At 39.2% G+C, this 17,886-nt stretch carries 18 protein-coding genes and 1 pseudogene; 8 read left to right on the top strand and 11 right to left on the bottom strand.

Going from position 1 to position 17,886, the window contains the following annotated elements; genetic code table 11:
- Positions 1-165 precede the first annotated feature (165 nt).
- The 5 genes and pseudogenes from P1X15_RS31950 to P1X15_RS31930 form a co-directional block, all read right to left on the bottom strand.
- Positions 166-555 (bottom strand): DUF2750 domain-containing protein, encoded by a 390-nt coding sequence (locus P1X15_RS31950; RefSeq protein ID WP_277342169.1) that lies wholly within the window; start codon positions 553-555, stop codon positions 166-168.
- Positions 552-1,019, bottom strand: coding sequence for a polymorphic toxin type 8 domain-containing protein (locus P1X15_RS31945; protein ID WP_277342170.1), 468 nt, complete (start codon positions 1,017-1,019; stop codon positions 552-554). The genes P1X15_RS31950 and P1X15_RS31945 overlap by 4 nt, the downstream gene beginning before the upstream one ends.
- Positions 1,020-1,220: 201 nt before the next feature.
- Positions 1,221-1,442: pseudogene (locus tag P1X15_RS31940) on the bottom strand (RHS repeat-associated core domain-containing protein); the annotation flags it as partial.
- Positions 1,443-1,884: 442 nt separating this feature from the next.
- Entirely contained in the window at positions 1,885-2,370 is a 486-nt protein-coding gene (locus tag P1X15_RS31935) for an SMI1/KNR4 family protein (RefSeq protein WP_277342168.1), read from the bottom strand.
- 5 nt (positions 2,371-2,375) lie between these two features.
- Positions 2,376-6,419 (bottom strand): DUF6443 domain-containing protein, encoded by a 4,044-nt coding sequence (locus P1X15_RS31930; protein ID WP_277342167.1) that lies wholly within the window; start codon positions 6,417-6,419, stop codon positions 2,376-2,378.
- 981 nt (positions 6,420-7,400) lie between these two features.
- Here P1X15_RS31930 and P1X15_RS31925 point away from each other — a divergent pair.
- Both P1X15_RS31925 and P1X15_RS31920 read left to right on the top strand, forming a co-directional pair.
- A complete protein-coding gene (locus P1X15_RS31925) occupies positions 7,401-7,643 on the top strand; it encodes a hypothetical protein (RefSeq protein WP_277342166.1) in 243 nt (80 codons plus the stop codon).
- A 563-nt stretch (positions 7,644-8,206) separates the two neighbouring features.
- Positions 8,207-8,857, top strand: a complete 651-nt coding sequence (locus P1X15_RS31920; RefSeq protein ID WP_277342165.1) for a recombinase family protein — start codon at positions 8,207-8,209, stop codon at positions 8,855-8,857.
- 309 nt (positions 8,858-9,166) lie between these two features.
- Here P1X15_RS31920 and P1X15_RS31915 read toward each other — a convergent pair whose 3' ends face one another.
- The 6 genes from P1X15_RS31915 to P1X15_RS31890 form a co-directional block, all read right to left on the bottom strand.
- Positions 9,167-10,339: an ATP-binding protein gene (locus tag P1X15_RS31915; RefSeq protein WP_277342164.1), complete on the bottom strand. Its 1,173-nt coding sequence runs from the start codon at positions 10,337-10,339 to the stop codon at positions 9,167-9,169.
- Positions 10,340-10,754: 415 nt separating this feature from the next.
- Complete coding sequence (locus P1X15_RS31910; protein ID WP_277342163.1) at positions 10,755-11,699, bottom strand: HTTM domain-containing protein; 945 nt, start codon at positions 11,697-11,699, stop codon at positions 10,755-10,757.
- Positions 11,696-12,199 carry a hypothetical protein gene (locus tag P1X15_RS31905; RefSeq protein WP_277342162.1) on the bottom strand — a complete coding sequence of 168 codons (504 nt, stop codon included), beginning with the start codon at positions 12,197-12,199 and terminating at the stop codon, positions 11,696-11,698. Before P1X15_RS31905 ends, P1X15_RS31910 begins: the two co-directional genes overlap by 4 nt.
- A gap of 130 nt (positions 12,200-12,329) precedes the next feature.
- Positions 12,330-12,815 carry a hypothetical protein gene (locus tag P1X15_RS31900; protein ID WP_277342161.1) on the bottom strand — a complete coding sequence of 162 codons (486 nt, stop codon included), beginning with the start codon at positions 12,813-12,815 and terminating at the stop codon, positions 12,330-12,332.
- Between the two features lie 19 nt (positions 12,816-12,834).
- On the bottom strand, positions 12,835-13,755 hold the full coding sequence (locus P1X15_RS31895; protein ID WP_277342160.1) for a phytanoyl-CoA dioxygenase family protein: 921 nt from the start codon (positions 13,753-13,755) through the stop codon (positions 12,835-12,837).
- Between the two features lie 234 nt (positions 13,756-13,989).
- A complete protein-coding gene (locus tag P1X15_RS31890; protein ID WP_277342159.1) occupies positions 13,990-14,649 on the bottom strand; it encodes a recombinase family protein in 660 nt (219 codons plus the stop codon).
- Positions 14,650-14,820: 171 nt separating this feature from the next.
- Here P1X15_RS31890 and P1X15_RS31885 point away from each other — a divergent pair, with 171 nt between their 5' ends.
- From P1X15_RS31885 to P1X15_RS32675, 6 genes are all read left to right on the top strand, one after another.
- A complete protein-coding gene (locus P1X15_RS31885) occupies positions 14,821-15,285 on the top strand; it encodes a helix-turn-helix domain-containing protein (protein ID WP_277342158.1) in 465 nt (154 codons plus the stop codon).
- A gap of 29 nt (positions 15,286-15,314) precedes the next feature.
- Positions 15,315-15,767, top strand: a complete 453-nt coding sequence (locus P1X15_RS31880; RefSeq protein ID WP_277342157.1) for a transposase — start codon at positions 15,315-15,317, stop codon at positions 15,765-15,767.
- Positions 15,751-15,975, top strand: a complete 225-nt coding sequence (locus P1X15_RS31875; RefSeq protein WP_277342156.1) for a hypothetical protein — start codon at positions 15,751-15,753, stop codon at positions 15,973-15,975. Before P1X15_RS31880 ends, P1X15_RS31875 begins: the two co-directional genes overlap by 17 nt.
- Before the next feature lie 190 nt (positions 15,976-16,165).
- Positions 16,166-16,918 carry an FRG domain-containing protein gene (locus tag P1X15_RS31870; RefSeq protein ID WP_277342155.1) on the top strand — a complete coding sequence of 251 codons (753 nt, stop codon included), beginning with the start codon at positions 16,166-16,168 and terminating at the stop codon, positions 16,916-16,918.
- A 121-nt stretch (positions 16,919-17,039) separates the two neighbouring features.
- Entirely contained in the window at positions 17,040-17,339 is a 300-nt protein-coding gene (locus tag P1X15_RS31865; protein WP_277342154.1) for a transposase, read from the top strand.
- A 98-nt stretch (positions 17,340-17,437) separates the two neighbouring features.
- Positions 17,438-17,797 carry an IS3 family transposase gene (locus P1X15_RS32675; RefSeq protein ID WP_409049723.1) on the top strand — a complete coding sequence of 120 codons (360 nt, stop codon included), beginning with the start codon at positions 17,438-17,440 and terminating at the stop codon, positions 17,795-17,797.
- Positions 17,798-17,886: the final 89 nt, after the last annotated feature.

Raw genomic sequence — 17,886 nt, 5'->3', positions numbered from 1 at the left:
CTTCTTCCTTGAAGCGCTCGAAATTAAAGGATTCGTCAGTTTTCATTGTGTCTATAAGTTAAAACTAAGTTACTTATTTTCCCCCTTTGATTCAATTTGGGGTGACACAGTTTAGTTTACAATCTCCTATTGCTCAATAATTCAAGGTTTTTTTTATTGAGCAACTTAGTTATATTTCTTCATCTCAGAAGCTAAATCTCGTGCAAATTCGTCAATATTAACAACAAACCCCGTTTTGTTATTAATTGGGAAGATATTGAGCAAATAGTTTTTCTCTGCTATTATATCAATTACCTCATTTTCAAACTCTTCCAAAGTGAGTTTCTTGACTTCGTAACCTTGCCATTCGTTTACCGCATTTATGGCCGCAAATTCTTGTGCCGACCAAAAAGACAACATTATGTTATCTTCAATTTCTGAGATAGCGAATGAACCTCGCTCATCAACAAGCGCGTACATAACTTCAAAATCAGCGACTCTTTTGATAAAGTATTTATATCTATCAAAAGAACTTAAATTGCTTACACTTTCTATTTCTTTTGGTGTTACTTTCATGGTTGCAATGGTCTTTCTTTATTTTTACGTCCATAATCGTCGTACTTATGTTGCCTTCTGTGCAAATCTCTATCTTGTAAGTTAGAGTGTTGATAGGAGTATCCTTTTGCGGCCTCTCTCCCCCTTTCGTGGGCAAGATCTTTACCTGGGGGATTTCGTATATTTTGACGTTTACCCTGTGCTATCTCATTCATTTCTTGTTTGATCCAACCCCTATCAGATGAACTGATTTTGGCGTCATTTGCTAATTCTACAAGACGTTCTTGCTTACCTGAACGTCCTTGTTTTAAAAGCTCTTTTGCTGATTTGACTGCCGAAGTGGTTACTACAGCATTAGGTGCGGTTCTGGCTAATAGCCCTGTGGTTGTTCCACTGGCGGGTGATACAGCGGCTACCGCATTAATTCCATCTAGTAAGTGTCCCCCTGCATCTTGCCAAAAGCCTTGCCGCGGTACTTGCTCCATCACAGTTTCGTACTTATCGCCTACTCTCCTTTCAACGGCTTCCCACTTCATACCTTTGGCAGTAGGTGTAATACCCAACGCATCACCTGCATTATAGGCAAGAGTCATAATTGAGTTTTTGACACTCATCACAGCCGCCCCTATCATCATACCTATTTGGCCATTCTCTTCTGGGCAACCTATACAGTTTCCATTAGGGTCACTAAGCCTTATAGGATTATTCCACCCATACTGATAAGTACTTAAGCTCTCCTGTCCTTGGGCATCTGGCAGAGGGTCCACACTATGAAACTTTCCCAACACACTCTCATAACCACGGGCTTTGAGGTCATACCAATCAAGCCCTAAATCCTCAACCTTTTCACGGTCAAGGTACTGCCACTTGTGCTCAGGATTCCCCTCTGTCTCAATACCCACCAAATTCCAGCCCCAAGGCGCTACAGGCTACTCTTTTCTCACATTTCAAAGAACGTTTTTACCTCAAAACCTACGGCCTAGTTGGGGCTTGATGAAAGTTTATAGGCTCGCACCGTGTCATACACTTTAGTACCTAGTCTTGAGATTACTCACACCGTTTGCTTGCAAGCCCAGATTTTGTTACTCATTTAGTAATTTTAACGACAAGACAATGCTTGGTCTGTTTATCGTAATATACTATTTTTCGTAACTGTTTAGGTACCCTATAAAAAAATAAATATCTGATAATCAATTAGTTGCCATTTGTATTGTTGACCAATTGTATGGAAAAGATCACATTTTTTAAGGTTTTATTGATTAAAAATTATACAATTCTAATCGAAAAACATCTTTTATTTTGCACTTCTTAAGTAAAAAGGGGGTCTAAACAGTTACGAAAAAAATAAAACTACTTTTCTGAACCGTCATAATTATAATACTCTAACGTCCAATCAATGACAACTTCTTGTAACCAATCAAGAAAATTATTATGTGTTATTTCAGGAGTATCTATTTCTGAATATTCATAATTAGATACCCAAAAAACAATCGGATAATTGCCATTTTCTAATTTGTTAATTGTATCTAAGCAATAAAAATTACCTCTTCCATCAGGAGAAAACGGAATTAACCATGAATATTGAGGTATTTTTACTTCAAAATGTTCTCTGTAGTAAATATTTTCAATCGAATTTGCCTTATTTGGATCAAAACCGTAAACCTCCGTCCCCATTAAGGTTAATCCATTCATTTTTTTTATAAATTGTTTAAAATCAGAAGGCACTTCTAAGTTTCGATATAATTCAAAATTCTTAATCCTTTGATCTTTAATAGGCTCACCTATTTCAAGGGTGTCATTAGAAAATTTCAATAATTCTGTAATTAATTTTTCCATATCATTTATTGTTTAGGGTATTGTTCCTTCCAATATTCTTTTTTTGCTTTGTCAAATTCTTTTCTGTCTACTTGACTAGGTTTACTTTTATTAGGATGATTTATTGCATCATTTCCTTTACCTCTATGGTCTTTCCAATGCATCTCTTTAAATGGTCCTTTTCGATTTTGTCCTTCATGATGTATTTCTACCGAAGTTCCATCTTTTTTGAAAGTGGGAGGGGCGCCATGCTTTGAAGGAGGATTTAGTAATTCTCTGTCTATTTTATTAACATCTGTAATTTCAATCTTTAATACGTCGTCAATAGCCTCAGTTCCCCTTCTAATAGCACTCCCACTCACAAGAGGAATCGCTGCCCCTCCAGCCGCAAATATTTTGTCCCACACAGATGCTTTTGTACCGTCAATATTAACAGCATTATTGCCTCTTGTAATGGTAGTTGCTAAAACGGTTACATCATTTATATCGGTGAGTGAGAGTAAGTTTCCTGCTATACCACCATAATATTCATTTTTTTGCTTTACTGTCGCACTTTTGAGATGCATAGCATCCCCATACATCACAGCACTAACAGCCTCTAGTCCCTCCAATTCAATATGGGCAGTTACTTTATTCTCACTAAAAGCATATGTAGAATTGTGTACATACTTTTCGCTTAAGGGGTCTACAGAAATAAAACGGCCAATAGTAGGATCATGTAAGCGCCATTTAAAATGAGCATAATTAATCTCTAATTCATCTATCTTCTCCTGTCCCTGAAACTGCCACTTGTGCTCAGGATTCCCCTGCACCTCAATACCCACCAAATTCCAACCCCAAGGGTCGTAATGGTTTGCCTGCACAATCGCAGGAGGGTCGTTGGTAATTGATAAGTTATCAAAGAACGCTGAGGTATGCTCGGTACTGTTGACGAGGCTTACTTGTAAAGTCGCGTTTTGTTTGGCAAGATAATCAATTTTTAGCTCTTGCCAACCACCCACGGCGGCACTATCCAAATATCTTTTTTCGATATGTAGCGGTCTGTTGGCCGAGTCCAATACCACCAATTGTAAATAGGCCTTGGGCAGGCGTTCTTCTCCTTTGGCATTCTTCTGCGTAGTAACCGGTACAAGCACCCCACCTTTCAATACCCAATTGCGCGTGCTGTGGCGTTCGGTCTGCAAACGCTCCGTTCCTACAATTGGCAACGGAATCAGGCGGCGTTTTTTCTCGGGGCGTTTTTCTTCCACATACCCATACACCCGGGCCGTTATTTTTTCGCCCGCTATCACCCCAAAGGTTTTGCTGGGGCCGGTTTCGCCCCGCAATTCGGCTGAGTAATTGCCTTCGTAAGCAATTCCCCCCGTGCGGGTGTCGGAGATACGGCTAAAAGCACGCTCTTCGTGGGCCGCCTCGCTTACCTCCATCGTGGCCGAAGAAGTAGTGGTGGCCGCTTGCTGTCGCACGGCTACGCGTAGGTTGCCTAGGTGGTCGCGGTAGTGGTATTCGTAAGCAAAGCCGTCGCCTCTACTACCTCCCAACAACGTGGGATTCAAGGCTCTTCCTTCGTCGTGGGTGATAAAATCCAACTGAGGAGTAGCCGCCGCACCACTGTAAACTATCGCCCCTTCGTAGTGGGTATAGCTACTACCGCTGCTTTGGTGTACTTCTTTGCGTAGCTTGCGGCCACTGCCATCGTAGGTGTTTTTGATATAGTCGCCACTACTACCTACCCATATCTGCTCAGGTAAGCCGAGGTAATTGTAACTGATGCTCGTAATGCCCTTGTTGAGGTCGCTTTGCAGGCTACCGTCGTTGTAGTAGGTATATTCGGTGGTTTGGGTGGCGGCATTCTTAAAATCGTGGATTTCTGCCGGCAAACTTGCCGTGACACCATCTTCTACGGCTTTCAGGCGATTACCTTCGTAGCTATACGTCAGCACATCCACATTGCCAAAACTCGTAGGAGCAGTAGGCGTGCCAGCCGTCATGCCTTGGCGCGTCAGGCCTGTGATATTGCCATTTTTGGTATAGCTTAGGTTGGAGAGGCTGTAGTTTTCGCCGCTGTTGCCCCCGCTATAGGCCGCTCCCGTGAGGCGGTCAGCAGGGTCGTAGGCATAGGCATATTGGCGCGTCAGGTCTTTGGCTTGGTAGCTACGCCAGCGTTGCTTGCCGATGTTGCCGTTGTACTGCCCGTCGGTTTCATAACTGAGGCTCATCGAAAACAAATCGTTTTCGTCTTCATCCACCGCAGGATTGCCTTGTGAGTCTAGGTTGACCCCCGTCAGCCACCCCCGTAGGTGATAGTGGTAGTCGATTTTTTGCAAGTCGGCAAAAGTAGGGCCGCCCCCTTCCCCAAAAATCTCACCCGTGTATTCGCCTCCCGGCCCCAATCCAAAACCCGTCTCTAAGGTGATTTGGATCTGAGCTTTGTCATAGACGGTTGTGCTAAGGGAGGTATTGCGCGTAATGTATTCGGGAGTTGTCGTTACCGATCCATAGCCACCACTTTCAAGTTTTTGCCAGTCTTTCCGAACCATACGCCCCACGGGGTCGTACTCAAAGCGGGCTAGTTCGCGCTCGGTTTCGTTGTTGATTTGGTGGTAGGTTTTGATTTTACGCCCCATGCCATCGTACTCATAGCGGGTAGTCACCGTCGTAGCAAGGCTACCGGGGGCATTGTATGTCGTTTTGGTTTTGAGCACATCGCCCGCGAAATTGTACTGCGTATCGGTGCGGTTTAGCAATCCAAACTGATTTTTTTCGTGGGCTTGGATCACCCGCCCTCTAATATCGTAATAATGAACCGTTTCGAGCCAGTCACTAGACCCCAAGATGCGGGTTTTGGTCCCCGTAGGCATTCCTTTTACGTCAGTATGCTGAATGCCCAACGCGTCAGTACTTGTAAAACTTGCGGGTGGACTCCAAGCATAATCGTCGTAGTATTGTACCACATTTACGTCGGCATCGGCGGTCGTAAAGGGAAAACTTAGATTGGTATAGCCAAACTGCGCCCCTGAGCGATTTTCGTACTGAGTACTGTGACCCTCGAAACTACTTTGTAAAGTGCTGCGGCTACTGCTATTGGTCAATTCGCCGGTCAATACGGTTCGCCCAAAAGCATCGTATTTGTTGAAAGTCCACTTATTTTGAGCGCGTTGGCGTTCGTTTTGGGTGAGGGTGACTTGGTCGAGTTTGTTGTAAACCATGTACGTCCAACCTGCGCCAGGAATGAGTTTTTGAATCACACGTCCACGGTCGTCGTATTCGTAGAAAAATAGCAGATTGGCCGAGTTGGCATCGACCGAAGAGGGAGATTGAGCCACCAATTCGGGTTGTAAAACGGCGACAAGTCTCCCAAAATCATCATAGACATAACTTGTCTTGAGATAGCCCGAGGTTTCTTGCACCCATTTTTCTACGACTTGTCCTTCTTTGTCCTTAAACTCCACCGTCTGTGTGGTATTTTCGCTGGTGGTGATTGTTTTGTAGAGCGTGCCTGCGGCATAAGCCCCACTGCTGGAAAGCGTACGTCCGCTAATGCTCCAATTGGCTACTTCTGCTGCGCTGTTGGTTTGGTATTGAGTACCCACGGCGCGGTTGGCGCTGTACCAAGCATTGCCGGCCCCAAATTGTCGGGAAACGCGATTGAGCGGTGAAGGTTCGTACTCAGTTTGAGCAAAGGGGCTATTGTCGTTTTGATAAAAAGCTTGGGCTTGGGTATTGACCGTAGCTAGGGGTACAAAACTACCGTTGGCTGCCGTGGAGGGGGTAGCGATAAAGGTGATTTCGGGTCGGCCGAAGGCATCATAGATTTGAGCCGAGGAGACAATGTCATTGGCAACACCACTGGTCACCCCCGCAGCTTTAGCGACTTGTTGGGTAGGTCGTCCTAATCCATCGAGGTATTGATAAGTAGTGACGGGGGTATTCCCCCCACTTGCCCGGAAAACTTTGGTTTCTACGTAGTTTTCGGTAGAGGTACCTTGCGAAAAAGCCGCAATGGTGCTGATAAGCAACAAACCAAGGCTACACCACAGTTTGTGATTAAGAATATTTTTAATTTTCACGGAACTTAAAATATAGTGTGCAAAAGGGGTATTCGGATGTTAAAGAAATGGGCAAAAAATATGCCAATGTGATTTTGAAAAATAGAGTAGAGCGTGTGGAGAAATGTGTAAGGTATTAGTGTATAGCTAGTTAAATGGTATGAATAATGTAAAAAAAATGTATGTTAAAAAATGAAGAAGTTTATGTTTTGGTTTATTTTTCTTTAAAATCGACGTAATTGACTCATCCACAATTATAATGCCACTTTTTTATTGAAAATAAATGATTGTTTTCAATAAAAATATACCAAAAAGTTTTGAAATATAATGGTTTTCCAGTAGAAAATGAAGCACAAAAAATCATACTGTAAATATGCTTTTTGCAAAAGAAAATAGGTATAAAACAAAACATACGTATGTTTTATATTTACAAATAGTCATTATTTTATTTTTTAGCTTTCAATTATATTTTCAGGGGTTTTGTTTAGAAAAAAATGATAAAAATCAGGTTTTTGTTAGGATAGGAATCGGATGTCTTTTTATGGTTTTTGCTCATAATATAAACACTCCTTGTAGGTGAACCCCAATCATAGCCAATAGCCATAGCAAGAAGTCTAGCACGAAAATCCGGCCTTCGATGCCCACAGAATAATACGACACATATCATTACCCTTGACCAATGATGTCGTTCTATTAAAAGGATTGGCGCAGCGGTTAGGCTTTTCTACAAAAGATATACATAAAGAAGTCAGGTGCCTGAGTGAGGCCGAAGAATTAAAATTGCTGGAGCATATCGCAGGAAGCTGGAAAGGTGAAGAAACAGGCGATGAATTGTATCGCTATTTCAGGCTATGACAAGAAAGTAAAAGAGAGAAGACCAGCCTCTTATTCCTGATGCCCCCCCTAGGGTGTTCTAACTGTGCTTGTCTAATTGCTAGAAAGGGCGTAAATTATGAGGCCAGTAAATCGTTTCAGGGTTTTATAAAATGAAAGGAGGGCATTATGACACATATCATCACCATTGAGACGCATAACGATAGTGACTTTGCTCAAATAAAAGGATTTGCGCAACGATTAGGACTGAATTTCAAAGAAAGTCATTCTGAGGGCAACGACTTGGAAGCTCAACAGGAAGCCGCTTTTAAGAAATTTGTAGGGAGCTGGCAGGGTGAAGAAACTGCAGAAGAATTAGAAAAGATGATTTACAGCGCACGAAATGACCAGCCGCGCGATATTGAATTATGAAATATCTCTTAGGCACCAATATTTGCATTCACCTTTTCAAGCGGTAGCATGATTTAGAAAATAAAATTGATGCCGTGGGTATCCGTTTTTGTTATCTATTTGAAATCACCATTGCCGAACTGCTCTAGGGCATAGAAAATAGTGCCCCAAGCCGTCGCACTCAAAATCAGGCAAATCTTGATTGGCTTCAAACAGCATTTGCAGGCAGAATTTTGCGCATTGGTTCGAGCTTTAGCGAATATGCCAGACAAAAAGCAGCCTTGAAACGGATAGGAAAACTTGTTGGGAGTTTGATTTGCTGATTGGAGCAATGTCCATCGTATACTTCCTAACGTTCGTTATGAGGAAAATAAAAGATTTTCAAAACCTCGACCGCATCCAATTGGAAAACTGGATAGATGGATAATATCGGTGCTTGGATAGATGAAGCTATTGCAATTAGGAAAAAATATTGAATATAGACAAAACCCCTTACGCTGAGCTTTTTCATTTTTCCGCTTTGTTCATATACAAACGACCGTTTATATATGAACAAAATACCCTAAATCTGCTATATTTGTCCTATGAAAAAAGCCATCGCCTATTATCGTGTCTCCACCGACCGCCAAGGTAAAAGCGGCTTGGGCTTGGAAGCCCAACAAGAAGCCGTTAGCAGGTTTGCCATTCAAGAGAGTTATGAGGTAGCGGCTGAATTTACCGAAGTGGAAAGTGGTAAGAAGAATAAACGTCCGCAGTTGTTGGAAGCATTGGCTCAATGCAAAAAGCAACGAGCTACGCTTATCATTGCCAAGCTCGACCGATTAGGTAGAAATGTAGCTTTTATCTCTAACCTTATGGAAAGTAGGGTAGATTTTAAGGCCGTGGACAACCCCCATGCCAATAAACTTATGGTGCATTTATTGGCCGCATTTGCCGAGCACGAACGGGAGCAGATAAGTGTGCGGACAAAAGATGCTTTGGGAGCGGCCAAGCGTCGCGGTGTACAGTTAGGCAAACATGGTAAAGAAACCCTGAGTAAAATCAACGCCACCACCGCCGCCGATTTTGCTAATACCATGAGGCCGATTATAGAGGAATTGAAAGCAGAGGGGTTTATTACTGTTCGGGCTATTTGTGCGGAATTAAACAATCGTCAAATTCCAACCCAACGCGCCAATGGTCAAAAATGGCATATTCAATCCGTACATGCTCTTTTGAAGAGGGTTTTACGGTAAGGACCTTATGTAGCCCACCCCCAAACACACAGTAGTCCATGTAGGCAATCAAAAGAACTTACCCACCCTACCCACTATTCAAAGCCTGTTTTAGCTAGGCACTACCTCTTAGCAATGATAAAGTCCTTTCCGTTGGTCGGACTCAATCATTGCTACACACACAGGCATAGAATATACCTTTACACTCCTTAGCCTCTTTTGCTCACCTACGGCCTACTTTTACAGCCGCACCCCACCCATTTATATTTACTTTTAATAGAGATTTTATTCATGTGATTCGTAACATACCACTTTACATTTTATTGGATGTCAAGTTTGCATCTTACTAAGCTCCTTTTCCAAAAACTCAAAAATTGAGCAAACAGTAATGTCTTCATCTTTTACATACTGTTCCCCCTCGGGTATTATGATATATTTAAAATCAGGCTCTAAATCTTTTATAGTCTCATGAAAACCCTTTGATACTTTTGGTGAAGATGAATATTTTATTTCTATACAGGCTTTTTTACCGTTAGGGCTTATTAATAACAAATCTGCTTCAGCTCCTGAATGGGTTCTGTAAAAATAATACTCCCATTCTTTTCCTGCTACACGGCGAATTTGCTCAATAACGTACCCTTCCCAAGAATGCCCCAAAATCATATGTCCCAATAAATCATAATGGCTATTTATACGTAGTAATCTGTGCAATATGCCTGAGTCTCTTATATACACCTTTGGGGCTTTAATGAGCCTTTTACCGATATTGGTATAATATGGCTCCAATCGAGAAGTAATAAACCCACCTTCCAATAAATCTAAATATTTTTTGACGGTATTATGGCTTACTCCAATAGATCTACCAAAGTCACTCATATTTAGGATACCACCTTGGTTTGTGGCTAACATTGAAAGTAACCTTGAAAGTGTTTTTGGCGCGACATCAAACCCCAAAATATTTAGATCCCTATATACAAAGGTTTCAATATATTCATTCAACCAAGTGCCTGTAAAAAAGCTTTTTGGCTTAAGTAAAGGCTCTGGATATCCTCCATAAAACCAGTGTTCATCTAATGAAATACCATTTTTTAGAACCTCTGTTAATGTAAATGGAGCTAATTCCACAGAAGCAATACGTCCCGCTAGTGATTCCGCAGAGTTCTTTAAAAGCATAGGGGAAGCTGAACCCAAAATAATAAACCTTTTTGGAATTCTATATTCATCGACCAAAGCTCGTATAAGCGAAAATAGTTTTGGTTTTAGCTGAATTTCATCAATAATAACACATTTATCGAATTGGCTCTTTAAAAACCGTTCGGCATTTTCCAATCGGTCACTATCGCTATCTTTCTGTAAATCAAGGTAAATAGATTCTTTATTTAGCTTGGTTTGGATAAGTTTAACTAGGGTGGTTTTACCTACCTGCCTTGGCCCAATAATTGAAACTACTGGAAAATGCTCAAGTAGTTCAAGTAAATAATTAGTCTGTTGTCTCTCTATCATGTTACAATATTAACATTGAAAATTGTAAATATCAATTACAAATTTCAATGTTAAAGTTATTTCTCAATAGCCTAACTAGTCTACTTACCTCTCATACCGTAACTCACTACCAAGTAACTATATCCTCCAGTTCAAGCTGTGAACCTAAAAGGGCGGGTATAGTGTAATAACGATACATTGCCTTTGCTGCATCTATTTCGGAGAAAACACATATTTATTGCATGAGTTACAAATCAGGGACGACCGTTGTAGAAGTGTAACCCATATACTGGTCTGTATTACAGGTTACAAAATAAAAATAGTCTCCTAAAACACTGATTTTGAACCGTTGTAAAGAATAGGAGTATTTCTTGAATAATAATTAACAGGAAAAACAGTCTATTTTATACTGGAATTAAATTTAAGATAAGAATACTTATAAAAGTATCGAAGAGTTAAGCTCATTGTCTGATATTTTATATAAATATTTTTTTACAAGATTAGGATCAACAAAGAGAATATAAGTACATATCACGACTAAGAACTCTGGAATCCAAAGAATACTGCTGTTTGCTACATGAAATAATGTTCCAAATATAAATGCCCATTTTTGCATTTTTTTATTAAGAAGAAGCACGGGCATACTTATTTCGAATAATATAACAATTATTGTTGCTAAATCATAATAACCCTTCGAGAAGCCTTTTTGAGAAATCCAAAAGCCTAAAGATGTTGCATAGTCACCATATAATGCTGATTGTAAATTATCCCCATTTATCCAAGCTGAAGAAGTTAATTTATGAACCCCTGTTGCAAAATAGACGATTACTATTTGGATACAAATCATTCTTTGTGTCCATAATGGATGATTTTTTTTCTTTATGTCACCTCTACGATTGGCCAACCATTGATCTAAGGATATTGCAAATCCACAGGGGCTAAGGCATAAAAAAAAAGTTATTATAATTATCAATCTATCGTATGAAGTACCATATACATATAGGTAAGCATAGTAGTAATAATTTAGAAATAAAAAAAATAATAATAGAACTATTCGAGTGTAAAAACCGATTATTATTAATAAAATAAGTATTAAACTAATTATATAAATGAACCACCCTTGTGTTTCAGAAGGGGAATGAGTAAGCCAAGCTAGTAATGTATCTAAATTGAATATTTTAATAGGCTTAACAGAATTTGCTGGAAAATACATACCTTCTCTTGAAAAGAAAAGAGCTACATATGGGCTCCACCATATTAAGCGTGTAAGCCAATAAATTCCAAAAAGTATTCGAAATATAGCAAGTGAATGAACTGGGCCATTAATGAACCAAAAAGAATTCCACTTCTGGATAAAGATATAGTCTTGTAATTTGCTCAATTACTTCCTAATAATTCAATTGTAGATTCATTAAATCGAGTATAATAACCATTTGGGTCACTAGGCCAAGTATAGACATAAATAAATACTTTTTTCACTTGACTAAGTGAGTCCTTTTTTAAGTGCAAGTTTTTGATTAAATATGCCATCTTATTATACCCGTTACCTTGACTACTTTTATAATAATATGTTGGAGAAATTAACCTATGATTAGCTTCTCCAAGGGATTGAGGGAAATAGGATTTTATATTAAGATCAATCATTTTAGAATTTGGTTTTAATGGAGGCCTTTCATAATTATAGATACTACCTAAAGCCAAGTAATGTTTGTTAACTTTTTGAACTTGAAGAAACACACCATATATATAAAATAAATTAGAAATATAGCCTTTATTTAAATCATTTAAAAAGTTGAATCTAATTTTCCAAGAAGACATTGTCCCAATAATGTTACAATATAAAGTTATTAGTATTATAGCATTTATTAGAAATTTTTTCATTTAATCAATATGATTTTAAAAAAATAGTATTATATATATAGAAAGATTTTTTACTGATAAGTATCAGTTATTATATAGATTCCCCGATAATAACATTTCAGTGCATTGTTATTATCGGGGAATCTATATCCTAAGTTTCAGAACTAATTTTTCTTCTTTCTTTGCTTAAACCGAGTAAAATATAACTGGCGATTCCAATAGCAAAAATAACCTCTATAGTTTCTAAAGGATTAGAAATTTCTTTTTCTATTATTGGTCCAGCACCTGGACGAGGGCCTGGGCCTGGACGAGGACCTGGGCCTGGACGAGGACCTGGGCCTGGACGAGGGCCTGGACCTGGACGAGGACCTGGGCCTGGACGAGGGCCTGGACCTGGACGAGGATCTGAGCCTGGCTTGATTTTAGGATCATAATTAGGTTCTGACGAAGTTCCTAATATGACATTATTATCATTGTTTAATGAAAGTAGTTTCTTATTAAGAAAATTGTTTTTTCCAGAAGACTCTAAAAAAGCTCTATTGTAAAATGTTAGGCTAAGTTGTATAGCCATATAAATGCCCAATAGTATTGTAAATACAATTGGTAATTTGGGGAGTTTTTTAATAAACCGTTTCATAGTGTTTTATTTTAAATTTTTAACAAATTTTCCATTTTTTCCCTAATAAGCCTCTTCCTATTGGAAATTTACCAATCCAGCGTTCATCAATTTGCTCAGATGCAAGTTGGTAACGGCAATCTACTGATAAACGGATAAAATCTGAGAGATTATCTAAGCTCCCATGAACTGTTTGTGAGCTAAAGATAACTAAATCTCCTGCATTAAATTCTGATGTTAGCCATCGGCCACCAAGTTTTTTTTGTAAAATAACGGGATTGTTTGAAAGGGCACCGTCCCACTGTCGATGAAGACTCTCATTCAAAGAAGTATTATCGTTATCTATACAATACTCATCAACATCACTTTCTAAATAGCTTTTTAGTATATTACCTTTTCGATGTGAATCTTCTAAAATCATTAAGCCACTTCCTTCTAATGGGATATTCCCAATTGGAACCCAAGCAGTAAGAATATTTTTTGTTGTTCGACCCATATAAACAATATCACAATGCGGTCGAGTCCCTTTACCAGGAGGAATCGCACGATACCACGTATATTCGAAATATTGAATAGGGCCACCTAATATATTTTTTAAAAGCTGAATCATTGAACCAGAGTGAATCATTGAATCAAGAGTAGGATTACTTCGAGTCCCAATTTCTGGCCTAGAATTTATTGGAACTTCTGGATGAGCTTTCGCTTGCAGTAATGGGAATGTAGTGTCTATTATATTTTGATATAAGAGCTCTTCTATAAATACTTTCCGTGTGGTTAGTATTTGCTCACAGTCAAAGAATGCAGATAAAAAAATATAACCATCATCTTTTATTCTTGTTTGTAATGCCTGAGAGTTTGAAATAATTTCATTAGAACTTCGCAACATTCCAAAGCATTCTGGGCTTGTGTCAAGTTCATATCCTGCAGCATAAAGTTTTGGTAAATGAATATTTTTTTTCATACTTGAAATTATTGAATTTTAGCCGCCATGCGTAACTTTGTTTTAAGTTTAGCCTTTATTATGTTTATAAAAAATTTTATTTGATATATAGCTTTGTAAAGCTTTTAAATTATCTCATAGTATTTTTTATTTTAAAAAATAAATTTTAAAATAAAAAAAATCTATTCAAAATATTTACATGAAATTATATTGAAAAAGTTATCCAATGGTAAAAATATCTAAAAAATCTGTGTTTTATTCATTAGTCCGCCCTAACAACCTATACACAGCCTTCCCGTCAAACAACTTTTGCCGCCGTGTCAAATAATGAGATTGGTTCAGTTTTTCCGCAATCTTAGCGTAAGTCACGCCCATATTCCTATATAATGTAGCAAGCTCTTTTGCCTGTACATTTGCTTTGTGGGTTTTGGCGTTCTCTATTCGGATTAACCGCCCTTTATCAATAGCTGCTTTAGTTAAGTTTTCAGGTTTCCCAAGTTTAAACCCTTTCGCCTTCTTTTGTGCCAACGCTGCTTTGGTCCGCTCCGAGCCACGTTCCGCTTCATGCTGTGCAAATGTTACCATAATACCTACAGTAAGTGTATTGGCATCGGGTAAATCACACGCTACAAAATCTACTCCTGAATCTCTAAGTGTCATCACAAAAGCCACATTACGACTAAGGCGGTCAAGTTTGGCAATCAAAAGTTTTGCCCCACTCTTTTGGCAGGCCCTTATTGCTTCAAGCATTTTCGGTCTGGCACTTTTCCGCCCTGATTCCACTTCCGTATATTCTTCTAAGATTACATCCCCTTCCCGCAGAAAATGTTCAACGATCATTTTCTGGTCGCCGAGTCCCAACCCACTTTTGCCTTGGCTTTTGGTAGATACTCGGTAGTAGCAAACATACTTCATATTTTACCCTTATAGTAGGTATTCAACAGTCATTTTTGTAAATATATCATGTTTATGGCATTTTACAAACGTCCGTTCGTAAAACGCCACAAAATTTAAAACATCTAAAAATGTATTACAAAACTAGTGTTTCTCCAAAATAAATATTAGAAAAATGAGTACTTTTGTGAGATGAGCCGTATTGCAACACCGTTCGTCTTGTCCGAAGCTGACTTGACCACCTTGAACCAGTTATTGAGCAAAGGAAAAGACTCTATTCGTAAAATGAATCGGGCCAGAGTTCTGCAGTTTTTACATCAGGGTCAGTCACCTGAACAGATTAGTGATTTGCTGGGCGTCAGTGTAGCGACTGTTTACAACCTGCGTAAACGCTACAATCAGCAAGGACTGCAAGGGAGTGTCACGGAAAAAGCTCGCCCCGGTCAGCCTCGTAAAGTGACTCAACAGGTCGAAGCGCAAATTACCCAACTGGCTTGCAGTGCGGCCCCCGACGGGCGAACACGATGGACCGTGCAACTTATTAATCAGCAGTTAATTAAGCTCAATATTCATATTGACGATGAGTCAGTAAGGTTAGCTTTAAAAAAAGTAAACTTAAGCCTTGGCTTAAAAAGCAGTGGTGTATTGGGCAAATAGACGGGGAATATCTCGCTAAAATGGAAAATGTGCTGTCTGTTTATGAACGGCCTATTCAGAGCAGACGCAACCGGTTATGTTTTGATGAGCGTCCCTGTCAGTTGTTAGAGGAGGTCATAGCCGCTTTACCAACCCTACCCGGCAAGGCGGCCAAAGAAGATAATGAGTATATCCGAAAGGGGACATGTGTGATTTTATTGGCATATGATTTGGACACAGGTCAGCGCTATGTTCAAGTCCGCCAACGACGTACTAAAGCCGACTATGCTGAATTCATCCATGAATTGCTAACAACTCACTATGCACACTGCGAGCAGATTGACTTAATACAGGACAACTTGAATACGCACAAATACGGCTCTTTCTACGAGCATCTGCCACTGGTTCAGGCTCGTGAATTGAGCCGTAAATTGGTGTTTCATTATACACCCAAACACGGTTCGTGGCTCAACGCAGCTGAACGGGGTGGCCCGAGCCATTGAGTTCTCCGCTTTAGCCCGCCAATGCCTGAATCGACGCATTGGTACTTTAGATGAATTGGCTCGTCAAGTTGAGCTTTGGGCTGATGAACGCAACCAACGTGCGGTTAAAGTGCATTGGAGTTTTGCAGTGGCTACGGCTGAAATAAAACTCAAGCGCTGGTATGATCAAGTTAACCCAGCTAATAAGTCAGATTCTTATAAAAATTAAATTGGAGAAGTACTAGTGACATTCCACTAACCGGGTGACAGTCTAAGGTGGTAAATTAAACTAAATGATAAGTATTATGGATAAACTTAAAAAGAGCTTTGGTGAGATTATTGAAGTATAAGGCTTTTATATAATTATAGGATAGTTCTTTTAAAAGCAAAAACATTAGCAAAAAGATTTAAAAAAAGTTATGAACTTACTTACTCTACCTGCGTGGACTGATTTCCTTCTAAATATAAGACAGGCCCAACATGAACTTGGTAATCCAGATACAATTTGGTTTAGAGGCCATGGAAATGTAAATCATTATCTTTTACCATCACTTTTAAGATTTAAAAATGGACTAGATAAAGAGCAAGAAATCTTTTACAAATTTAGACGATTTGCTGATAAGATATTCGTTAATAAAGAAAGTGAGTGGGAAACACTTTTCGATATGCAGCATTATGGGATTCCCACAAGGCTCTTAGATTGGACAGAAACTTTGGGAATCGCTTTATATTTTGCAGCTTACAATAATCAAATTTATAAAGTACATGGAAATGCCGCTGTCTATTTACTTAACCCAATAAAACTGAATACTAAAAGCGGAATAAATAAAATATATCGACTTCCATATGAAGAAAATAAATACTCTTACTCAAAAATATATTGGGAAAAAACACCAATGAAGGCAAATGCTCCTATTGCTATAGAGCCGATTTTTAGAAATGATAGAATTCTAGCACAAAGAGGAATGTTTACTGTGCACCATGATGACATTGCTCCAATTGAAGATGTATTTCCTGATTCAATAAAAAAAGTAATTCTTCCCGGTGATGCAATAGAATCGGTTCAAGAATTTTTAAAAATTGCTAATATTGACGAATTCTCTGTATTTCCAGACCTTAGTGGAGTTGCAGGGTTTATGAATAAAACATCTGGGCTTGAATCAAGATGGTAGATATTTAAATATCCTACAAAAAAGGCAACCTCCTTATCGAGGATATATTCTATCTAGCTTTTAGATAATTTGGAGTGGTTCTATTTAGCCGGACAGTCGAAAAGCGTAACTTTACAAAGTTATGTCATCAAAAACAACCAAACAACCATGGCGTAAATATGACGCCGGCTTTAAGGCTCAAGTCTTAACTAAGGTTGAAAACGGACAAAGTGTGCCTGAAGTAGCCAAAGAATTAGGCATTAGTGAAGGTATTATCTACCAGTGGAAAAGTAAATCCACTACAAACCGAAGCAACAAAGATGATAGTCGTGTCTCCGAGTTAGAACGGGAAGTAGCCCAACTTAAACAACAACTTCGTCAGGCAGAGACAGAACGAGATATTTTAAAAAAAGCTGCGCTGATTTTTGCCAAGCCGACCTGAAAGCTAAGTATGATTTTATAAGTAAAGAAAGAGGCCACTTTTCCGTTGCTGTTTTGTGTGATACTTTGAATATCAGCAGAAGCAGTTACTATGACTACGTGAAGGGTAAGACCCATCAACCTACTATTGAAACAGGTTTAGCTGATGAGTTACGACTCGTTTTTCAAATGCACCGCAGACGCTATGGGAGTCGGCGAATAGGTGCCGAACTAAAAGAAAGGGGCTATAAAGCGGGGCGTCACAAGATTCGGAAGTTATTAAAGGAGCAAGGCTTACAAGCTATACAGCCACGTAGTTTCGTACCAAAAACGACACAAAGCCGGCATGGTTTAAGGGCAAGCCCCAATTTGTTAGAAGACAAGTTTGAGTGTCTGAGGCCGAATCAAATATGGACGGTCCGCCGCGCGGTGAGTGATATTACCGCACGGGATTTCTATGATTCAAACAAGAGAGTATGAATAATTTTCGTCATATTTTTTACCCTGCTTGGCTAAAGAAAAAATAAGCCTAACTAACTTGTTCTTCATGGCATTGAAAACAGTAAACT

The organism is Runella sp. MFBS21 (assembly GCF_029433105.1).
GTDB lineage: Bacteria > Bacteroidota > Bacteroidia > Cytophagales > Spirosomataceae > Runella.
The sequence above is the reverse complement of the archived record's forward strand: the minus strand, read 5'-3'. Positions and strand labels throughout refer to the sequence as shown.

Coding starts and splice junctions, on each gene's coding strand:
- P1X15_RS31950 (WP_277342169.1), bottom strand. CDS start 555: ATGAAAGTAACACCAAAAGAAATAGAAAGTGTAAGCAATTTAAGTTCT.
- P1X15_RS31945 (WP_277342170.1), bottom strand. CDS start 1,019: ATGGAGCAAGTACCGCGGCAAGGCTTTTGGCAAGATGCAGGGGGACAC.
- P1X15_RS31935 (WP_277342168.1), bottom strand. CDS start 2,370: ATGGAAAAATTAATTACAGAATTATTGAAATTTTCTAATGACACCCTT.
- P1X15_RS31925 (WP_277342166.1), top strand. CDS start 7,401: ATGACACATATCATCACCATTGAGACGCATAACGATAGTGACTTTGCT.
- P1X15_RS31920 (WP_277342165.1), top strand. CDS start 8,207: ATGAAAAAAGCCATCGCCTATTATCGTGTCTCCACCGACCGCCAAGGT.
- P1X15_RS31915 (WP_277342164.1), bottom strand. CDS start 10,339: ATGATAGAGAGACAACAGACTAATTATTTACTTGAACTACTTGAGCAT.
- P1X15_RS31905 (WP_277342162.1), bottom strand. CDS start 12,199: ATGAAAAAATTTCTAATAAATGCTATAATACTAATAACTTTATATTGT.
- P1X15_RS31900 (WP_277342161.1), bottom strand. CDS start 12,815: ATGAAACGGTTTATTAAAAAACTCCCCAAATTACCAATTGTATTTACA.
- P1X15_RS31895 (WP_277342160.1), bottom strand. CDS start 13,755: ATGAAAAAAAATATTCATTTACCAAAACTTTATGCTGCAGGATATGAA.
- P1X15_RS31890 (WP_277342159.1), bottom strand. CDS start 14,649: ATGAAGTATGTTTGCTACTACCGAGTATCTACCAAAAGCCAAGGCAAA.
- P1X15_RS31885 (WP_277342158.1), top strand. CDS start 14,821: ATGAGCCGTATTGCAACACCGTTCGTCTTGTCCGAAGCTGACTTGACC.
- P1X15_RS31870 (WP_277342155.1), top strand. CDS start 16,166: ATGAACTTACTTACTCTACCTGCGTGGACTGATTTCCTTCTAAATATA.
- P1X15_RS31865 (WP_277342154.1), top strand. CDS start 17,040: ATGTCATCAAAAACAACCAAACAACCATGGCGTAAATATGACGCCGGC.